This window comes from Sulfurimonas sp. HSL3-7 (assembly GCF_039645985.1).
In the GTDB taxonomy this organism is placed as follows: Bacteria; Campylobacterota; Campylobacteria; order Campylobacterales; family Sulfurimonadaceae; genus Sulfonitrofixus; species Sulfonitrofixus jiaomeiensis.
Map to the genome: position 1 here is coordinate 2,640,459 of NZ_CP147919.1, position 16,099 is coordinate 2,656,557.

Annotated in this window: 17 protein-coding genes; 4 read left to right on the forward strand and 13 right to left on the reverse strand. The window is 51.4% G+C overall.

The window, feature by feature from the left end; all coding sequences use genetic code 11:
• The first annotated feature begins 44 nt into the window (after positions 1–44).
• Complete coding sequence (locus tag WCY20_RS13070) at positions 45–440, forward strand: P-II family nitrogen regulator (RefSeq protein WP_345975762.1); 396 nt, start codon at positions 45–47, stop codon at positions 438–440.
• 1,091 nt (positions 441–1,531) lie between these two features.
• Here WCY20_RS13070 and rpoN read toward each other — a convergent pair.
• From rpoN to WCY20_RS13125, 11 genes are all read right to left on the reverse strand, one after another.
• The gene (rpoN, locus tag WCY20_RS13075) at positions 1,532–2,800 is read right to left on the reverse strand and encodes an RNA polymerase factor sigma-54 (RefSeq protein WP_345975764.1); all 1,269 of its coding nucleotides are present in this window, start codon (positions 2,798–2,800) and stop codon (positions 1,532–1,534) included.
• Positions 2,801–2,955: 155 nt separating this feature from the next.
• Positions 2,956–3,249, reverse strand: a complete 294-nt coding sequence (locus tag WCY20_RS13080; RefSeq protein WP_345975765.1) for a 2Fe-2S iron-sulfur cluster binding domain-containing protein — start codon at positions 3,247–3,249, stop codon at positions 2,956–2,958.
• A 14-nt stretch (positions 3,250–3,263) separates the two neighbouring features.
• Positions 3,264–3,644 (reverse strand): 2Fe-2S iron-sulfur cluster binding domain-containing protein, encoded by a 381-nt coding sequence (locus WCY20_RS13085; RefSeq protein WP_345975767.1) that lies wholly within the window; start codon positions 3,642–3,644, stop codon positions 3,264–3,266.
• 74 nt (positions 3,645–3,718) lie between these two features.
• Positions 3,719–4,123 (reverse strand): nitrogen fixation protein NifZ, encoded by a 405-nt coding sequence (locus WCY20_RS13090; RefSeq protein ID WP_345975768.1) that lies wholly within the window; start codon positions 4,121–4,123, stop codon positions 3,719–3,721.
• The gene (locus WCY20_RS13095) at positions 4,077–4,454 is read right to left on the reverse strand and encodes a nitrogenase-stabilizing/protective protein NifW (protein ID WP_345975769.1); all 378 of its coding nucleotides are present in this window, start codon (positions 4,452–4,454) and stop codon (positions 4,077–4,079) included. The genes WCY20_RS13090 and WCY20_RS13095 overlap by 47 nt, the downstream gene beginning before the upstream one ends.
• Before the next feature lie 166 nt (positions 4,455–4,620).
• Positions 4,621–5,139, reverse strand: coding sequence for a flavodoxin (locus WCY20_RS13100; RefSeq protein ID WP_345975770.1), 519 nt, complete (start codon positions 5,137–5,139; stop codon positions 4,621–4,623).
• Between the two features lie 16 nt (positions 5,140–5,155).
• Entirely contained in the window at positions 5,156–5,611 is a 456-nt protein-coding gene (locus tag WCY20_RS13105; RefSeq protein ID WP_345975772.1) for a NifX-associated nitrogen fixation protein, read from the reverse strand.
• Positions 5,612–5,771: 160 nt separating this feature from the next.
• Positions 5,772–6,227 (reverse strand): nitrogen fixation protein NifX, encoded by a 456-nt coding sequence (nifX, locus tag WCY20_RS13110; protein ID WP_345975774.1) that lies wholly within the window; start codon positions 6,225–6,227, stop codon positions 5,772–5,774.
• Positions 6,228–6,279: 52 nt separating this feature from the next.
• Positions 6,280–7,581: a nitrogenase iron-molybdenum cofactor biosynthesis protein NifN gene (nifN, locus tag WCY20_RS13115; RefSeq protein ID WP_345975776.1), complete on the reverse strand. Its 1,302-nt coding sequence runs from the start codon at positions 7,579–7,581 to the stop codon at positions 6,280–6,282.
• A gap of 1,388 nt (positions 7,582–8,969) precedes the next feature.
• A complete protein-coding gene (nifE, locus tag WCY20_RS13120; protein ID WP_345975777.1) occupies positions 8,970–10,328 on the reverse strand; it encodes a nitrogenase iron-molybdenum cofactor biosynthesis protein NifE in 1,359 nt (452 codons plus the stop codon).
• Positions 10,329–10,516: 188 nt separating this feature from the next.
• Positions 10,517–11,890: a HAMP domain-containing sensor histidine kinase gene (locus WCY20_RS13125; protein ID WP_345975779.1), complete on the reverse strand. Its 1,374-nt coding sequence runs from the start codon at positions 11,888–11,890 to the stop codon at positions 10,517–10,519.
• 213 nt (positions 11,891–12,103) lie between these two features.
• Here WCY20_RS13125 and WCY20_RS13130 point away from each other — a divergent pair, with 213 nt between their 5' ends.
• From WCY20_RS13130 to WCY20_RS13140, 3 genes are all read left to right on the forward strand, one after another.
• Complete coding sequence (locus WCY20_RS13130) at positions 12,104–12,397, forward strand: ATP-dependent Clp protease adaptor ClpS (protein ID WP_345975780.1); 294 nt, start codon at positions 12,104–12,106, stop codon at positions 12,395–12,397.
• A 10-nt stretch (positions 12,398–12,407) separates the two neighbouring features.
• Positions 12,408–13,295 carry an alpha/beta hydrolase gene (locus tag WCY20_RS13135; protein ID WP_345975781.1) on the forward strand — a complete coding sequence of 296 codons (888 nt, stop codon included), beginning with the start codon at positions 12,408–12,410 and terminating at the stop codon, positions 13,293–13,295.
• 165 nt (positions 13,296–13,460) lie between these two features.
• Positions 13,461–14,744: a GGDEF domain-containing protein gene (locus WCY20_RS13140; protein ID WP_345975782.1), complete on the forward strand. Its 1,284-nt coding sequence runs from the start codon at positions 13,461–13,463 to the stop codon at positions 14,742–14,744.
• A 176-nt stretch (positions 14,745–14,920) separates the two neighbouring features.
• Here the strand turns inward: WCY20_RS13140 and WCY20_RS13145 are convergent, their stop codons facing one another.
• Both WCY20_RS13145 and WCY20_RS13150 read right to left on the reverse strand, forming a co-directional pair.
• A complete protein-coding gene (locus tag WCY20_RS13145; protein ID WP_345975783.1) occupies positions 14,921–15,271 on the reverse strand; it encodes a DUF3147 family protein in 351 nt (116 codons plus the stop codon).
• Positions 15,272–15,396: 125 nt separating this feature from the next.
• Complete coding sequence (locus WCY20_RS13150) at positions 15,397–16,050, reverse strand: DUF3530 family protein (RefSeq protein WP_345975785.1); 654 nt, start codon at positions 16,048–16,050, stop codon at positions 15,397–15,399.
• Positions 16,051–16,099: the final 49 nt, after the last annotated feature.

The window sequence follows — 16,099 nt, forward strand, 5'->3', positions numbered from 1 at the left end:
TTTTATCATAATAAAGGGGCCGCAGCCCTCATAAAGGATGAAAGATGTATCAACTCACCGCGATTTTTAACCGAAGCTGTCTGAAGGATGTGTTGCAGGAGCTTTTTGAACGAGAAATAGAGGGGGTCACCGTCAGCAGTGTCATCGGCAAAGGGGGCATCGGCTTTATCGAAGAGAACGGCGATATCGACCTCGACGAGAAAGTGCGCATCGACATCATTATCTCTAATGATATCTACAAAGAGATCGCCAAAGAGGCCATCCGCTCCAATGCACAGGACACCGGGCACGGTTCGGGCAAGATGTGGGTCACCCCGGTGCTCGAAGTCGAACGCATCCGTACCGGAGAGACGAACGAGGCTGCGCTGACGCAAAGCAGCAAAAGCAAGAAGATCTTTCACGACAGCTACTATACCGCCATCGACACCCCCGCGAGCTAATCCTCATCCGGCAGGGAATCTCCCTGTCCCCCTCTTTCAATCACATTGTAGTAGTGTTCTCATATCTAAGAGATATGAGACAAAAGTTGTTTGTTTCTGCACTTTCATCACAATGCTTCTGAAATATGCAACTTTTTTGAATGTTTTTTGATAGTAGTGATGCTACTTTTTTCTTTGCCTACACAAAGAAAAACCTAGCGGAAAAAAGAAAGTGTAATACCCTTCGGCCAAAATTCACTGCCAAGACTTTCACCTGTCAACCAATGGCATTCCGTCACTTCTGCCGGAATTAATCTCCGGACGCATCACATCATCAACTTCTTTGACATTTTAAATTATGTAGAAAATCTGATATTCCGTGCAATAAGGCGTAGCCGAATTGTAAAAGTGTCAGCTTTTAATCTCAAATAGATGCGTCACCGCTTGGCTCTTTTCGAAAAATCTGCAGAGCTGACTGAAACTCTCTTTTTCTCGTTAAGAAAATCACGCTGTCTGAGCGTAAGCGAGTTAGGGATTTTTAGTGAAAAAGAGAGTGGAAGGAAGGTAGTCGACAGCCTGTCGGGCCGTGACCAAAGGAAATGCCCTCGGGTAAAGCCGTTTCGAGAGCTTTTTTGCTTACTTTTTTTGCGGCGTATCAGCGCCAACAGCGCAATGCAGAGAGGCACTAAATGGCGAATCGCAAAAAAGTAAGAGTGTAGTCTTTGAAGTATAAACTTGAACACTTTTGACCAGGTCTTCTATATTTGGATTTACCTTTTTCTTGTACTTTTTAATTACTTCATATCGTTAGAATTCAACTTTTTTTCTCTGCTCGTACAGAGAAAAAACCTTGAGGAAAAAAAGAGAATACGATACCCTCCAGCCAAAAGTCTCTGCTGAAACTTTAAACTTTCAATCGGTGCCATTCCGTCACTTCTGCCGGAATCAATGCCATAACGCACATGGCATACAAATTTCTATGACATTTTGAACTGTATTGAGAGTCTGTCGTTCAATACAATGAGGCGTAACAAAATTGTGAAAAAAGAAAGAGTTGGGGTAGACGATCCTGCTGCAAGCAGCTACAAAAATGTCTGATGACGATGATTCGCCTACAGCATCTCGAGCTTATAGAGGAATTTACGCTCTTTGAAAGAGGGGATATCGAGCTCCTGGCGGTATTTGGCGATGGAGCGGCGGACCATCTGGACACCGAAACGCTCCTCGATCTTCTCATGCAGGATCTTGTCGCTGAAAGGTTTCTGCTTGTCTTCGCTCGTAACAAGCCGTTGCAGGAAATGTTTTATCTCGGAAGTCGACACATTGCCGATCGCGTTGGAGAAGAAATCCTTAAAAGCGAAGATGCCGCGTTCGCATTCGAGGTACTTGTCGCTGATGGCACGGGAGATCGTCGATTCGTTGAAGCCCAGCTCATCGGCCACATCCTGCAGGCGCAAAGGCTTGAGCTCACCTCCCATGAAAAAGGCGTACTGTTTTTCTATCAGAACCAAAGCGACATTGTAGAGGGTCGCCTTGCGAAGGTCGAGCAGTTTTACCAGTTCGCGCGCCTCTTTGAATTTCTGCTTGGCGAAGTTGTCGTACTTGTCTATCTGGTTCACCGTCAGATCCGGATAGAACGCGTGGTTGATGCGTATGGACAGTTCGTCTTTCTTGAACTCGACGAAAACGTCGGGCAGCAACTGCTCGTCATTGCTCATATACTCCATCGCCGGCGGGTTCCTGAAGCGCTGAAGGACCTCTTTGGCATCGTGCATCCTCGGATGATCCACGAACTTCTCGATATGGTCGAACTGCACGATCACCGCACTGAGCAGGATACTCAGCTCGTCGTCAAGCTCATAGTCGTTCAGCTGGAACAGGAAGGACTCCTTGTAGTCCACCGCCCCGACACCCGAAGGTTCCAGGTAGGCAAAACGCTGGCGTACCTGCTCGACCTTGTAGGGATCCGTGCCGCACTGCTCCGCGATCTCGTCGATATCGCCTTCAAAATACCCTTCGTCATTGATATAGAAGATGATCTGACGGGCGATCTTTTGGGAGATCGGCGTCGGGAAAAGAGGCGCTGTGATCTGGTCATCGAGTTTTTCATAGAGCGACTGGCTGGAAACGCTCATCCATTCGATCTCGTCGCTCGAAGCGTTAGAGACGTGGTTCTGGTACTCCAGGTAGGCGCGGTGGGAAGAGTCGCTGGAGCTCTCCGAGATTTCAAACCCGGAGTCCACCTCCAGGCAGGGGTTCTCGCTGGTAGCGACCTGAAGGTGCTTGTCCAGGTCGCTGAGCGAACACTGCAGCAACGGAAGCCAGGTCTGCATGGAGAGTCGTGGTAATTGTTTCTGTTTAAGGTTAAAATTCTGTTTCATTGTTTTATCTTCTTTCTAGATTATAAGCTATAAATTGCCTTAATACTACATGTTTATAGATTCTTTTTTATACAGCTGCATATTTTGTTCCAGAAAGTTGGGACAGTGGTTTTGTAAGAGAGTTGACAGGTTGTGCCCCGGGAGGGGCAGATTTTCTAGTACTTGAGACGGACGAGTCCGTTGGGCTGTACGATCTTCATCTGACACGAGAGACGCGCTTTCGGGCTGGTCTCGTTCAGCATCTTCATAACCGCTTTCTCTTTTTCGGTTACGTCGCTTAAAAACTCCATTCCCGATTCGATACTTACGATACAGGTACCGCATTCGCCGTCACGGCAGCCGAAAGGAAGGGCACTCCCCGAAGCTTCAACAATGTCCTGGATTGTTTTTCCGGGCTTGACGTTGATCGCCAAAAAGTCATTTACTATCTCTACGCGTGTTGTCATCATCTATTCCTTGTTTTTTATTCGAACGGTTTAACCAGCATATCACTTTTGATGATACATTGGCATGCCAGGCGAACCGGTGTCTGACGGTTGAACTGCTGAGCAACTTCCGCCTCTTTTTTCGTGATCGCAGCCATCTCGACTAGGGTGTCAAGCTCTTTGTCTTCCATGTAGACAGACTGTGCATTGGCATCATAGTCTTCCTCGATAGAGGACATTGCCTCGGTTACACTCAGGTCTTCGACCTTGACCGCGCAACTGCCGCAGGTACCATCTTTGCAGTCTGTCGGGATCTTGACACCGTTGCTCTCCGCAACACGTAACAGCACATCGCCTCCGCGTGCGATAACACGTTTATCCATGCCGTCACCAAAACCGCAAAAAATAACATTTACCATTTTTTCTCCTTCGTTTTTCCACGACAGACCACTTATGACGATGATCTACCGCTTATCAATACCCAAAAAGTCGGTTATTCTCCTTCTTTATGAGATTGCTTGGCCGCTTCTTCTGCAGCCTTTTTTGCAGCTTTCTTGGCCCGATGCTCACGTATCCACCGCAGTTCTTCTTCAACTTCGTCGTAGCCGTCGACATCGTCTATCGCTACAAGTTCGGCTTCGCGGCAGCCGTACGTGTCACCCTCTTCAATAAAATGGACTTCATAGATACGGATCACCTGAAGCCAGTCGCCGATATGTTTGACATACCCTTCGGCGCCCGCCGGCACCAATATCTCATTCGGTTCGTTAAAGGGGTTGGAGCCGTCATTGCGTACCGGCTTCGTGATGCGGACGCGCTGTCCTATACGAAAGACCGGTAGGATCTCGTCTTTAGTTGAAGCTGATATCTGGCTGGCTTGTGCATGCGTGAACTCCATTGCTGACCTCCTCTACATCGCTACATTCGGTTGACGTGGAACAGGTACTGCAGGCACTCGGCTTGTCAAAGGTGTCCCACACCTCGGCTGCCGACGGTGAATACCCGTTTTCAAAGTTTTTATAGACGGTGATGAGGGCGAACTTGTAATAGTCCAGCAGCTTCTCATCGCTGCCGAAGTCGTTGCCCTCTGCTTTCTCCACCATCTCGCCGTATTTCTTCATGATGTGGAAGCGTTTGACGTAGACCAGCCGCTCATCGTAGTCGAGGTCAAAAAAGTCAAAAAACTCTTCCGTATCCGTTAATGTTTTAAATTCTTCCAGTCTGCTCATGATCTTTCCTTCTAAATGATCAGTTATCTTATACTGTGCAATTCCCACTCTTGAGATTGTTGCTCAAAACGGTGTAAAACGCACGAAATACTACAAATTTGTCGTAGTTTATCCTACGCTTTCCAGCCGGTTTCCGGCTGCACGCCCTGGGCGCCTAAAGCGGGCGTTAAAGCCCCATCTCGCCTTTGACCTGGGCAGCCCATGACGTGATGCGTTCCTCCGTCAGCTCCTCCTGGTTGATGTCATCGATCGGAAGACCGCAGAAGCGGCCCGCCTTCTCCGCATAGGAGTAGTCGTACTCATACCCGTCCGTCGGCCAGTGTCCGAACCCGGTCTTCGCGCCGCATTTGTGAAAGATCTCTTCCATCTTCCCCAGAGCGCTGACAAAGTGCTCGCCGTGCGTCTTCTGGTCGCCGGCACCGAAAAAAGCGACCTTCTTGCCGCTGAAGTCAGGCTCCTCGTTCTCCATCTCGTAGAGGGGATCGACCCAGTCACGCTGCGGGTCGCCCTGCCCCCAGGTCGATGAACCGATCAGCAGGACATCAAACTCGTCAAACTGGTCAAGGTCATCATAATCTTCTTCCATGTTGATCAGTTCCGCACCGTCAAAAAGCTCCTCAAGCTTCTCTGCCGCTTCCTGGGTTACGCCGCCGCTGCTGCCTACAAATATTCCTACACTCGCCATTCACATCTCCTCTGTTTTAGTTGTTTGCATCTTTGCACGGTTTGTACTGCTCGTACACCTCATACGATTTGTCAAGGTATTTCTGCCCCTCTTCGTACAGTTTTTCAAGGGTGCGGAAACCGAAACGGTGCGCATCTTTGAAATACTTGTCGACGAGAACGATACGGCCGGCTATGACGATACAGCGTCCGAACCCTTCGTGGCTCATCTCCATGACAACGTTGCACATCACCCCTGTTTCGCGTTCGAACTGCAGGGCGATCGCCTTGAAGATCATCTTGATCTCCCCGATGAGCATCTCATCTATATCGGCAATGATCGGGATCTTTTTGAGATCCTCTTTCGTCTTGACGAACTTCTTTGTCAGCAGCTCTTCATCGCTCATCTTGGACCAGTTTCCGAACTGATCGGTCGCTCTGAGTTGACGGATCAACTCCTCGGTAAATGCATTGGCTTCGAGTACATCGCTCATATAAATTCCTTTTATCTGTTTTTACACGAATGGAGCAAAGCCCCATCCGCTACGATGACGCCGGGTTTTTCCAAGAAAATCCCCTTGCGTCATGTCCGCGTGCAGCAAGCCGCACGCCGTTGGATCCCGTCCTGTAACGTGCTGACGGGACCGGGCAATGCTACTCTGCGGCCCAGCGTGCCAGACGGGGATCTTCCGTCGTTTCGATGTTCATAATGCGCTTGACCCACGGCGGCGGGTTGCCGTTGACCATCGCCACCAGCTCGTTCAGGACCGCTTCGATCTTTCTCGGTTCCGGCACCTTCATCGGGTTGATCCCGGCACGGATCACCTTCGCCGCCGCCGTACCGCCGATGGATTCGCAATACATGATGTTGACCCCCTTGAGCGCCTTGACTTTGAAATCCGTCTTGTCGTCGCCGTTGAGCTTCGAAGTGTCGGTCTTCACCACATTGCTAAGCTCAAACCCCTCCCTGCCGAGGTTGTAGACGACAAACTCTTTTGCCCCGCCGAAGTGGGCGTTTATGGTCTCCATGTCTTTGGTTGCAAACGCCACTTTCATCGCATTTTCTATCGAACCTGTACTCTCGACCGTAATCTTTGTTGATTCACCCATAATGTTTACCCCTTATTGAATTTTGTCGGCCTTTACGCCGCTGCGTCTTCGCCTACGCCCCGTGTTTGATAGGACGGAGCGCATTCGCCACCTCAAAGAGGAAGTAGGTACTCCCCTCATAGAGCTGGTCGTTTTTCAGCTGGTTGCCCAGCTCTTCATAATTCGGGAATCCCCGAAGAATGAGTGCCGTATGTTTCTCCTGCATATGCAATAACCGTTCCGCATGGAAATTGCTGATGACCAGGTCGGCCGTTTTAAAGTGCTCTGCCGCATCTTCGAGATCGCCGACGAAGACGTTGGCCGCCTCGATCTTCTCCAAAACAGGGCTGTAGTTCGTCGCCACCACGGCATCGACGGTGCCGCCGACACTCTGCAGCAGTTCACAGATGCCGATGCACATGTCCGGCTCGCCCGTCACCACAAAGTGCGACGATCCGATGAGGAAGTGGCTGTCGAGCATAGCGTCCTGCAGCCTGCCCCGCCACCGTTTCACCAAAGGCGCCGGTTCGATTTGTCGTATTTCCATCAGGGCTGCGACAAAATTGTCGTTGTTCTCCTGCCCCATCAGGTGGTCAAAGTGCAGATGGGTAATGGCCGGGTTCTTTTGCAGCAGCGCTTTTGAGGCGGGTTCCATCGAAGCACCTATGGTCACCGCGGTAGCGCAGTTGCCCAGCTCCCTGATCTCTTCGATCCCGATCGCCCCCGTGCCCAGTTTGCCCTGTCCTTCGCTCAGGTAACCGTCGAGCGAGGTCGAGAGGTCGGGCAGCGCGTAGGTCTCGAAACCGAACCCCGCGCACAGCTCTTTGATCTTCTCGACCTCGACCGGCTGCATGCTCACGTGCGGCAGGATAAGCAGTTTGTTGGGTTTGATTTCCGTCGTCTCTTCGGTGTGCTGCTCGATGAGCGCCTTGACCGCCAGCGCCCAGCCGCTCTGCATGCCCCCCTCGTAATCGGGGGTGTTAACGTAGCAGTAGGGGATCTCGATGTGCATCCCCACCCCGCGGACGTCGTCGCCCTTGGTCTCGGTCAGCCCGGTCGTGTGCAGCCCGATCAGTTCGGGTTTGAGGCTCTTGTTCTTCTTGGTGATGTTCTCGATGGCCATCAGGATAGAGTAGTCCCCGCCGTCGAGCACCGCCGTGATGTCGCTGACGGAGGTGTTGTACATGGCGATAGGTTCGTTGAAGTGGCGGGTGTAAAAGACCTTGGTATACGAAGCGCATCCCTGCGAAGCGTGCATCAGCGGCATGCAGTTGCGTATGCCCATGAAGGCGAGCGCCGCGCCCATCGGCTGGGAATGTTTGATGGGGTTGACCTGCAGGGGTTTGTGTTCGTGTTTGCTGAGTTCTATTTCCATGGCGGCTCCTTGTTGCCAGACGTAATGCAAGAACTGTTCGAATTGGGGTTCCCGATGGTTTTTATATCCATCTAAAAGTGCTTTTAACGCCTTTAATCAGGGGGATTCTTCGGTTTTAATATTTTTATATTTTGAATATTTTTTGATAGTAGAATTGTCACTTTTTCTTCTTGCTAGCTCAAGAAGAAAACCTAACGAAAAAGAAGAAGAGCTATACCCTCCGGCCAAAAGTCACTGTCACGACTTTGACCTTTCTCCCGGTGGCATTCCGTCACTTCTGCCGGAATTAATGTTCTGACGCACATGGAACATAACCTTCCATGAAATTTGAATCGTCTTGAAAGTTGAAAGTTCGACACAAGAAGGCGCAGCCGATTTGTAAAAGCGTCAGCTTTTAGTCTCAATAGATGCGTCACCGTTTGGCTCTTTTTCGAAAAATCTGCAGAGCTGACTGTAAGGAGAGAGCGACCGTTAAGAAAATGCATTGAACGTAGTGACCCATGCATTTCTAGGGAGTGAACGAGTGGAAGGAAGGTAGTCGGTAGCCACCGACCTCGAAGCCGTTTCGAGAGCTTTTTTTGTTTCTTTTTTTTGCGGCGTAAAAAAAGAAAGAGAAGGCGATGAAGTTTGTTACTCCTGACACTTACACAACAAGACTCAAAACCTATTATCTTCTTTTGAATGCTTTTTGATAATAGGGGTGTCACTTTTTTCTTTTGCTTATCCAAAAGAAAAAGTAACCAAAAAAGAAAAGGATAATACCCTTCGGCCAGAAGTTACTGTCATTACTTTCACCTGTCAACCGGTGGCATTCCGTCACTTCTGCCGGAATTAATCTTCTGACGCAAAATAGTAGCAACCTACATGACATTTTGAACAGTGTTGAAAGTTTGATTTTCCGTACAATGAGGCCCAGCCTAGTGGAGGGTCTGTATTTTAGTAAGATGTATTAAGTTGACCGGACGAAGATCCGGCAACGGGCGGAGTCAACCAAGTACAAAGTTCAGGCAGGTTCATTTTGCACTTTCTTTTTTCCGTCAGGATATCTCACAATCAAGCTGACTAAATGTCAGGTTGATTGTGAGTAAAGTCTTATATGGTTTACCACTTGTGCAAGCAAAGAATAAAACACTAAAGTGTTATGCAGGGCAGTACTTAAGTGCCAACAGCACAATACAGAGAGTCACTAAATGACGAATCGTAAAATCCCGCATCGTAAAAAGTGACATTTCAACTATCAAAAGACGTTTAAAAAAAACTGACAGAACTGCAAACAACAAAACCGACAAAAATGTAAGAGTACTGCTACATGTAGAAAAAAAGAGTCTCTGTGAAACCCTATTAGGACAGCATAGGATTTCAGAGAGACCCTTTGTAAGGGGAAGCGCTTATGCTTCCCACGGCGCCTTTTTGGAGACATTGGCGAAGACCGGGTTCGCGAAGGCGTATTTGAGATCTTCGGCGAGGTTGAGCAGCCCGTTGTAGCCGCCGTAGCTCACCTTCTTCTCCTGGTTGACGTCGATAAAGGAGATCTTCTTCTTGATCGCGGTGTAGAGGCTGCGCCCGCCCGCAAGCAGGATGTGGGCGCCGCGCTCGTCGATGACCTTGGACTGCTCGGAGGCCGGCGCTTTCATCAGCACCCCGTTAGGACCGAGGTAGTCACGCGCCTTCTCGATGTCGTCTTCGGTCGACTTGCGGATGGAGGTCGCCACCACCTCGATACCGAGGTCCTGCAGCCCCGAGGCGATGGACCACGCCTTGTTGCCGCCGGTGTTGAGCACCGCCTTCTTGCCCGCGAACAGTGTTCGGTACGGCATGAGGTCGGCTTCGAGCTTCGCCTCCTCTTCGGCGATCACCGCTTCGGCCCTGGCGATGAGTTCAGGGTCGCCGAGCGCCTTGACGATCTCGCGGATGGCGAAGGTGGTGTCGCGCTTGCCGTAGAAGGAGACCGAGATCCAGGGGATGCCGTAACGCTCCTGCATCTTGCGCGTCAGGGTCACCAGCGACTTGGCGCAGACGATGACGTTGAGCTTGGCACGGTGGGCGCCGCGGATGTCACCGACACGCCCGTCGCCGCTCATCGAACTGAGCACGCGGATGCCGATCCTCTCGAAGATGGGCAGGTACTGCCACATGTCGCCCGTGACGTTGTAGTCGCCTATGAGGTTGATGTCGTAGGGTGTCGTCTTCTCCGGCTCCTTCGTACCGATAAGATGCTCCAGCACCGCCTCGCCCGCCAGACGCGACCCGAGGTTCTTGCCGCCGACGAAGCCCGGCGCATGGACCGGGACGACCGGCACGCCGTGTTTTTCGCTGCCGAGCTTGCAGGTCATGTCGATGTCGTCGCCCACCATCGCCGTGACACAGGTGGAGTAGACGAAGATCGCCTCGGGCTTGTAGTGTTCCATAATGTAGTCGATGGAGTCTTCAAGACGTTTGTCGCCGCCGAAAATGACGTCGTTTGTCGTGATCCCGGTCGTGAAGCCCATCACCGTATGGTCGCGCCCCTCGTAGGAGCTGAGCGTCTCGCGGGTCTCCCAGGAGGCCCCCAGACAGGTCTGCGGCCCGTGCACCAGGTGCACGGCGTCGGCATACGGGAAAAGCGAGATCTGCGCCCCGTCAAAGGCGCAGCCCCCCGCCGCCATCCCGGGTTTGGGCATATCGCACCCGGCCCCCGGCTTCTTGTCTTTGCTGTGAGAGCAGGCGCTCTCGTTCATCAGTTCTTTGATCTTTGCGCGGTTTACCATAGGTCTTTCCTTAGGTGGTGGTGAAGCAGCTCATCCGCATACTTTCTTCGTTAGAAATGACTGTGCAAGTTCTGTGCGAGAAGGCACCTCTCAGTAATAACGGAGGTGTTTTATTTGTTTCTTTGACATCTAAGGCGCTGTAAGTCCGCCGATCCGGTATTCATATTGAAAATGAGAGGGGCGGCTTCCTATATCTTCGGCAGCTTCAGCGTAAACGTACATCCGCCGCCGTTGTTTGCCGCGTCGATCTCTCCGTTGTTGTGCTTGGCGACGATCATCTTCGCCATATATAGCCCCAGCCCCGTTCCGTTTTTGGATTTCGTACTGTAATAGGGCTCGAAGATCCTGTCGATGATCGCTTCGTCGATGCCGCCGCCGGTGTCGCTTATGCGGAGGATGATATGCTCCGGTCTCTCTTCGGTGTCGATACGGATTTCTCTCTGCTGCGATCCGTTCTGCACGATCGCGTCGACGGCGTTGTTGATGATGTTGATCACGACCTGGACCATCTCGTTGCTATGCGTATGGATCATATACCCGTCTGTGCAGTTATTGAGCAGGGTGATGTTGTTGAACTGCAGGCGCGTCTTGGTAAATTCGGCGGCACGCTCGAGTATGGCGCGGATCGAGCTGCTTTCGGTCGTGTTCGTCGGTTTGAAATAGGTCTGGAAATCCTCCACGGTCTCGGAAAGATACTGCAGGGTCACGGAGACCTCCTCGAGTATTTTGTCGCGCTCGTCTTTCGGTCTGTCGCCGATCATCGCCTTGACGTTGTAGTTGGCGATCATCAGGCTCATGGTAGAGAGGGGTTGACGCCATTGGTGCGCGATCATACTCATCATTTCGCCCATGGCCGCAAGCCGCGACTGGGCGATGAGCATGTTCTCCTGCTCTTTGACCTCATCGATCTTCTGGGCCAGTTCGCGGTTGGACGTTTCGATCTGATCTTTTTGTCCGTTGAGCTCCTCATAGAGCGCCTCGCGCTCCTCCAGCGCTTTTGAGAGCTCGACTTCGTAACCGCTGCGCATCTTTTCAAAATAGTAGACCGACAAGGTAATGGCGGTGTAGCCCAGCGCCATCTGGATCAGCACATCAAATTCGAAAATAGGCGCTATCCACAGATAGTAGGCATTGGCCGTACTCCAGACGATGCCCGCCAGAATGAGCGCGCTCACCCTCAACCCGTGGCAGGTTCCCAGCAGCAGAAAGACGTAGATAGGCAGCGAAGCGGTCCAGAAGAGTGCGGACTCCTTGCCGTAACCCTCGACCGTCAACGCAAACACCGCCATGAAAGCCACCGTCCCGACCAGCAGATAGGAGGCGGCCATGAATGGCAGGTTGCGCCGCGACAGCAGGTAGGTCGTGATCAAAACGAGCAGCGCGAGTGTCTCCGCATAGGCCATCAGCATAAATTCATAGGTCACGCTGTTGTAGAGGTCGAACCCGAGGATAAGGATCGCAAAGAGCAGCAAAAGGTTTAAAAACGTGACCCTCGTTTTCTCGATCCCCGGACTCGCATGGACCGGGTGTAATAGTGCAGAAAGAATAATATTGTTAAACATGAACGCACTATATCAAATGATTCCATAGAACAATCGTAAATTCGGTGATTTCGGACGCTGCAAATCGCAGACCGGCAGTACCACCCTGCTCTTCCTGCTCCTCTTGTTCAGCGCTATGCGCAACGGTATACGGCTCTCTGCCGATGAAGAGATATTGCCTGAAACAGATCGGTATGTAACCCTTGTATTCGATAAATATGCTAGACTAACTTCATGGCAATACAACTTGAAAATCAGACGGAACTTCTTACAGGCGAACCTAAAAAATTTGCCGTATTTATGCTCAATGACGACTTTACGACATGGGAGTTCTGTATCCGTATCATCAGCACCGTATTTCACAAAACCGTCCAGGAGGCAGACGCTATTACGCACGATATCCATACCAAGGGAAAAGGGCTGTGCGGTGTCTACAGCTATGAGATCGCGGAGACCAAAGCCTCCATTGTGAGGCAGCAGGCCCGCAAAGAGGGTTTTCCGATGCGCTGTTCGGTTGAAGAGCAGTAAGAGGCAGATAATGGGACTCTATAAAAACCAGGCGGCCAAAGAAGCGGCATACGCGAGTTACGACAGGGTCATGACGCTTTGGCCGGTGCCCTATGAAGAGATCTGGGTGGAGACGGAGTACGGAAAGACCCACGTCGTCATCTCCGGAGCAGAAGGAAAGAAGCCGCTGTATCTGCTGCCGGGGCTCTTTGCCGATGCGACCATGTGGTATGCCAATGCAGGGGAGCTGGCCAAACACTGCCGAATCTACTGCCTGGATCATATCACCTACGGCGGCAAGAGCGAACCTTCGGGGAAAAAGGTGGCGCAGGTGGAGGATTATGCGGCCTGGTTTGAACAGATCATGCGGCACTTAGGCCACAGGCAGACAGCGGTAGCCGGGCTCTCCTACGGCGGCTGGCTGGCACTGGCGCTGGCCCGGGAAATGCCGAAACGCATTGCGGCCGTTATCATGCTGGACCCTTCCGAGAGCTTCATCAAGATGGACGGCGGGATTGTCTGGAAGGGGTTTTGGAATTTTGTCTTCTTCCCCAACCGCAGAAAATACCGCCGTTTCTTTGACTGGATGGGAGGCGGGTTCCGTACGCCGGCGTCGGATATCTGGCTGGAGCATATGGTGGACGTTATCGAACACGGTTCTGTCGGGATGTTTGACATCCCGCAGCACCGGATTTTCAGGCGAAATGAACTTGAGACGGTGCGTATGCCGCTCCTCATCATGGCCGGGGGCAAACCGATCCTCTACAAAGACCCGTCAGCCTTTGCCGCGGCAGCCGCCGAGGCGTTGCCCCATGCAAAGATCGAGATCGTTCCGCAGACGGGGCACGGCCTGCACATGGAGAAAGCCGGGCTTGTCAACCGTAAAATGGTGGATTTCCTGACGAAAAACTACCTCTGACCTACCGTTTTCGGCACAGCTGAACAGCGTCGGCTTCAACGGCGCGGACATCAAGGCGTTTCCGTCCCCAGTTACCGGCCGAATTCAATTACTCTATGAAAACATGGTATTATTATTAAAAGGAGGTATATCTTTATAGAAATCCTAACAAATATCGGAGACACAATGCCCCAATTTGAAAATCTGCACACGATCATGCCATGGGTGGATGACGCATTCAAAACTTTCTACAACACCATGCTTAAAGACAGTCGGCTCTCCATCTTTTTCGAGAACGAAGAACAGATCAAAGCGCTGATAGGGAAACAGAAAAGCTACTTTGTCGCTTCGCTCAAGATGTCCCGCGAGGAGATGCGTGACACCTACGTCCGCCTCGGCGAGTACCACTACCTTTTGAAGATCCCCTATATCGACTTCATCAAAGGAAGCGAAATCCTGCAGGAGCACTTTATTATCACCTCTTATCAGGCGAATGCCTCCAAAGAGCTTATCAGCGAGATCTACGAGTATTTCAAAATGATACAGGCGTTTACCGCCAAAGGGTACCTCAACAAGATGCTCGAAGAGGACAGCCAGGACATCGATCTTTTCGGCGAGAACATCGATACGATCGACCAGACCTATCTGCCGAACAAGGTCACGCTGAACAAGATCAACTGGCTCAAGGGGATGCTCAATGCGATCAAGAACGACGGGGACTGGAGCGAGGAGACGAAGCACTATTTCGAGATCTGGAAAAAAGAGCTCCAGTTCATCCCCGAAGACAAAAGGGTCTTCTTTCAGGAGATGGAACAGCGCATCCTCTACGACACCCAGAACCTCTTCTATTTTCTGAAAAGGCAGGAGTACACGGAGATTTTGCCGCTCTACACCTCTTTGCTCAACATCTACAAACTTGCCCTCATCATGAACAACGCGATGACCATCGAGTACGCGAACAAGGTCATTGACGACATGAAGCTCGACAAGCTGACCCTGCTGTTCAGAAAGGACCTGTTTGAAACGATGGTGGTCAAAGAGATGGCGCTGGTCCAGCGCGACCCGGAGTACTGTTTCAGCGTCGCCTTCATCGACCTGGACGATTTCAAGGGCATCAATGACAAATACGGCCACTTCGTCGGCGACAACGTGCTCGAGACCCTCGGCAAGATCATCCGCAAACATACGCGGATCTCAGACATGGGGTTCCGCATCGGCGGCGACGAGATCGCCATCCTTCTGAAAAATGCCAGGGTGCATGATGCCAGACATGTCTGCGAGAAGATCAAGGACGAATTTACCGGTTACAATTTCACGGCCGAAGGGCATAAACCTTTTTACTCTTCGCTAAGCATCGGCATCAACGAGTACAACCATCAGGGGCAGAAATCGTTTGAACTCTTTTTCAAAGAGATCGACCGGAACCTCTACGCGGCAAAAGACTCCGGCAAGAACCGGATCATCGCGTAACAGGTCAATTGCTACAAAGCCGGGCTCTTCTGAAATTCAATACTTGTGCTTTCTATGCCTTGATACGATTTAGTGCTGCTTTATTACTCTTTCATGGTTTTTGCCGGTTAACGCCATGACCTTTTGCAAGTGAGTGTCTGCTGTAGAAAAAGCAGCCTTGTGTCATTGAATTGTGCCTACAGTTTAACACCGAACTTTCCGACAATAAAGATGACACTGTAATAGGCCGCAATTGTCATCGCCGTCGCAATGAACATGCTCGGATAAAACCCCATTCCCTTCCTGATCAGGAGAGGAAACACCAAAAAGAGTGTCATAGACGGGGCTATCAGCCATACGATCTTCTCTGAAAATTGAACCGCACTGCCCGGACTCCCTGTATCGATATACATCCAGGTCATCGCAAGAATCGAGACCAGAGGGATAGCTGCCAGGAGCGCTCCCGCCAGACTGTAACGCTTGCTTATCTCAGAGATCAGCACGATCAGTATGGACGTAATGATGAGCTTTGTAATGAAATACGCCACTGTCTGCTCCTTTGTCGCAATGTCATTGCTGTCATGTTTGCAATATAAAATTGCAGTGTACGGGAGTTTAGCACAGTTCCGGTGCCCATAAAACCTTCACGGCAGTGAACAACACCATTTCCCCTCTACTCCTGCCCGTCCTCTTCCAGCCACGTTTCCACCTCATCGACAAAAAACTCCGTGGCGCCATCAAGGACGTGGTTCGCCCCCTCGATGCCGTACTGTCTGTATTGAGGCCCGACGAGTTGCTTGCGCGTCTGCGCGTAGCCTTCGTCCTCTTTGTTCGCCCTGCCCCAGACGTCCAGAACCCTGACCCTGATCTTCGGCATGTTGTCGTTGCATGAGATCAGCGTGCTCTTGTTGCCGCGGCACCCCACGGCGATGTAGCCCGCAACGGGCGCCTCGGGATGAGAGACCAGATAGCTGCTCGTCATCCCCGCCCCCAGCGAGTGGCCCACAAGGTAGATCGTCTTGACCCCTTTCTCCTGCAGGTACGCGACCGCCCGGTCGATCATGGCGTCAACCCGCGGCTGCTCCACTTCATAGTCTTCGTACGCTTTATGGTTTACCGGCATCTGCAAAGAGAGGGTGTGGTAGTCCAGGTCTTCGTGCAGTGAGAGCCGCAGGGGCTTGACGACCTTGAAGTCGGGGTGCATCCCCTTGCCGTGCGCCAAGATGACGCCCTTGTCGCTGCCGCCTTCGAGGTAGAGCGCTTTTTCGGGCAGGGAGATAGCCAGCAGGGAGAGAGGGAACAGAGCGGTCAGGAACAGACGACGCATAGCAAATCCTTCTTTTTTTGACCAGTATAATCTATGAGTATAAATTTTA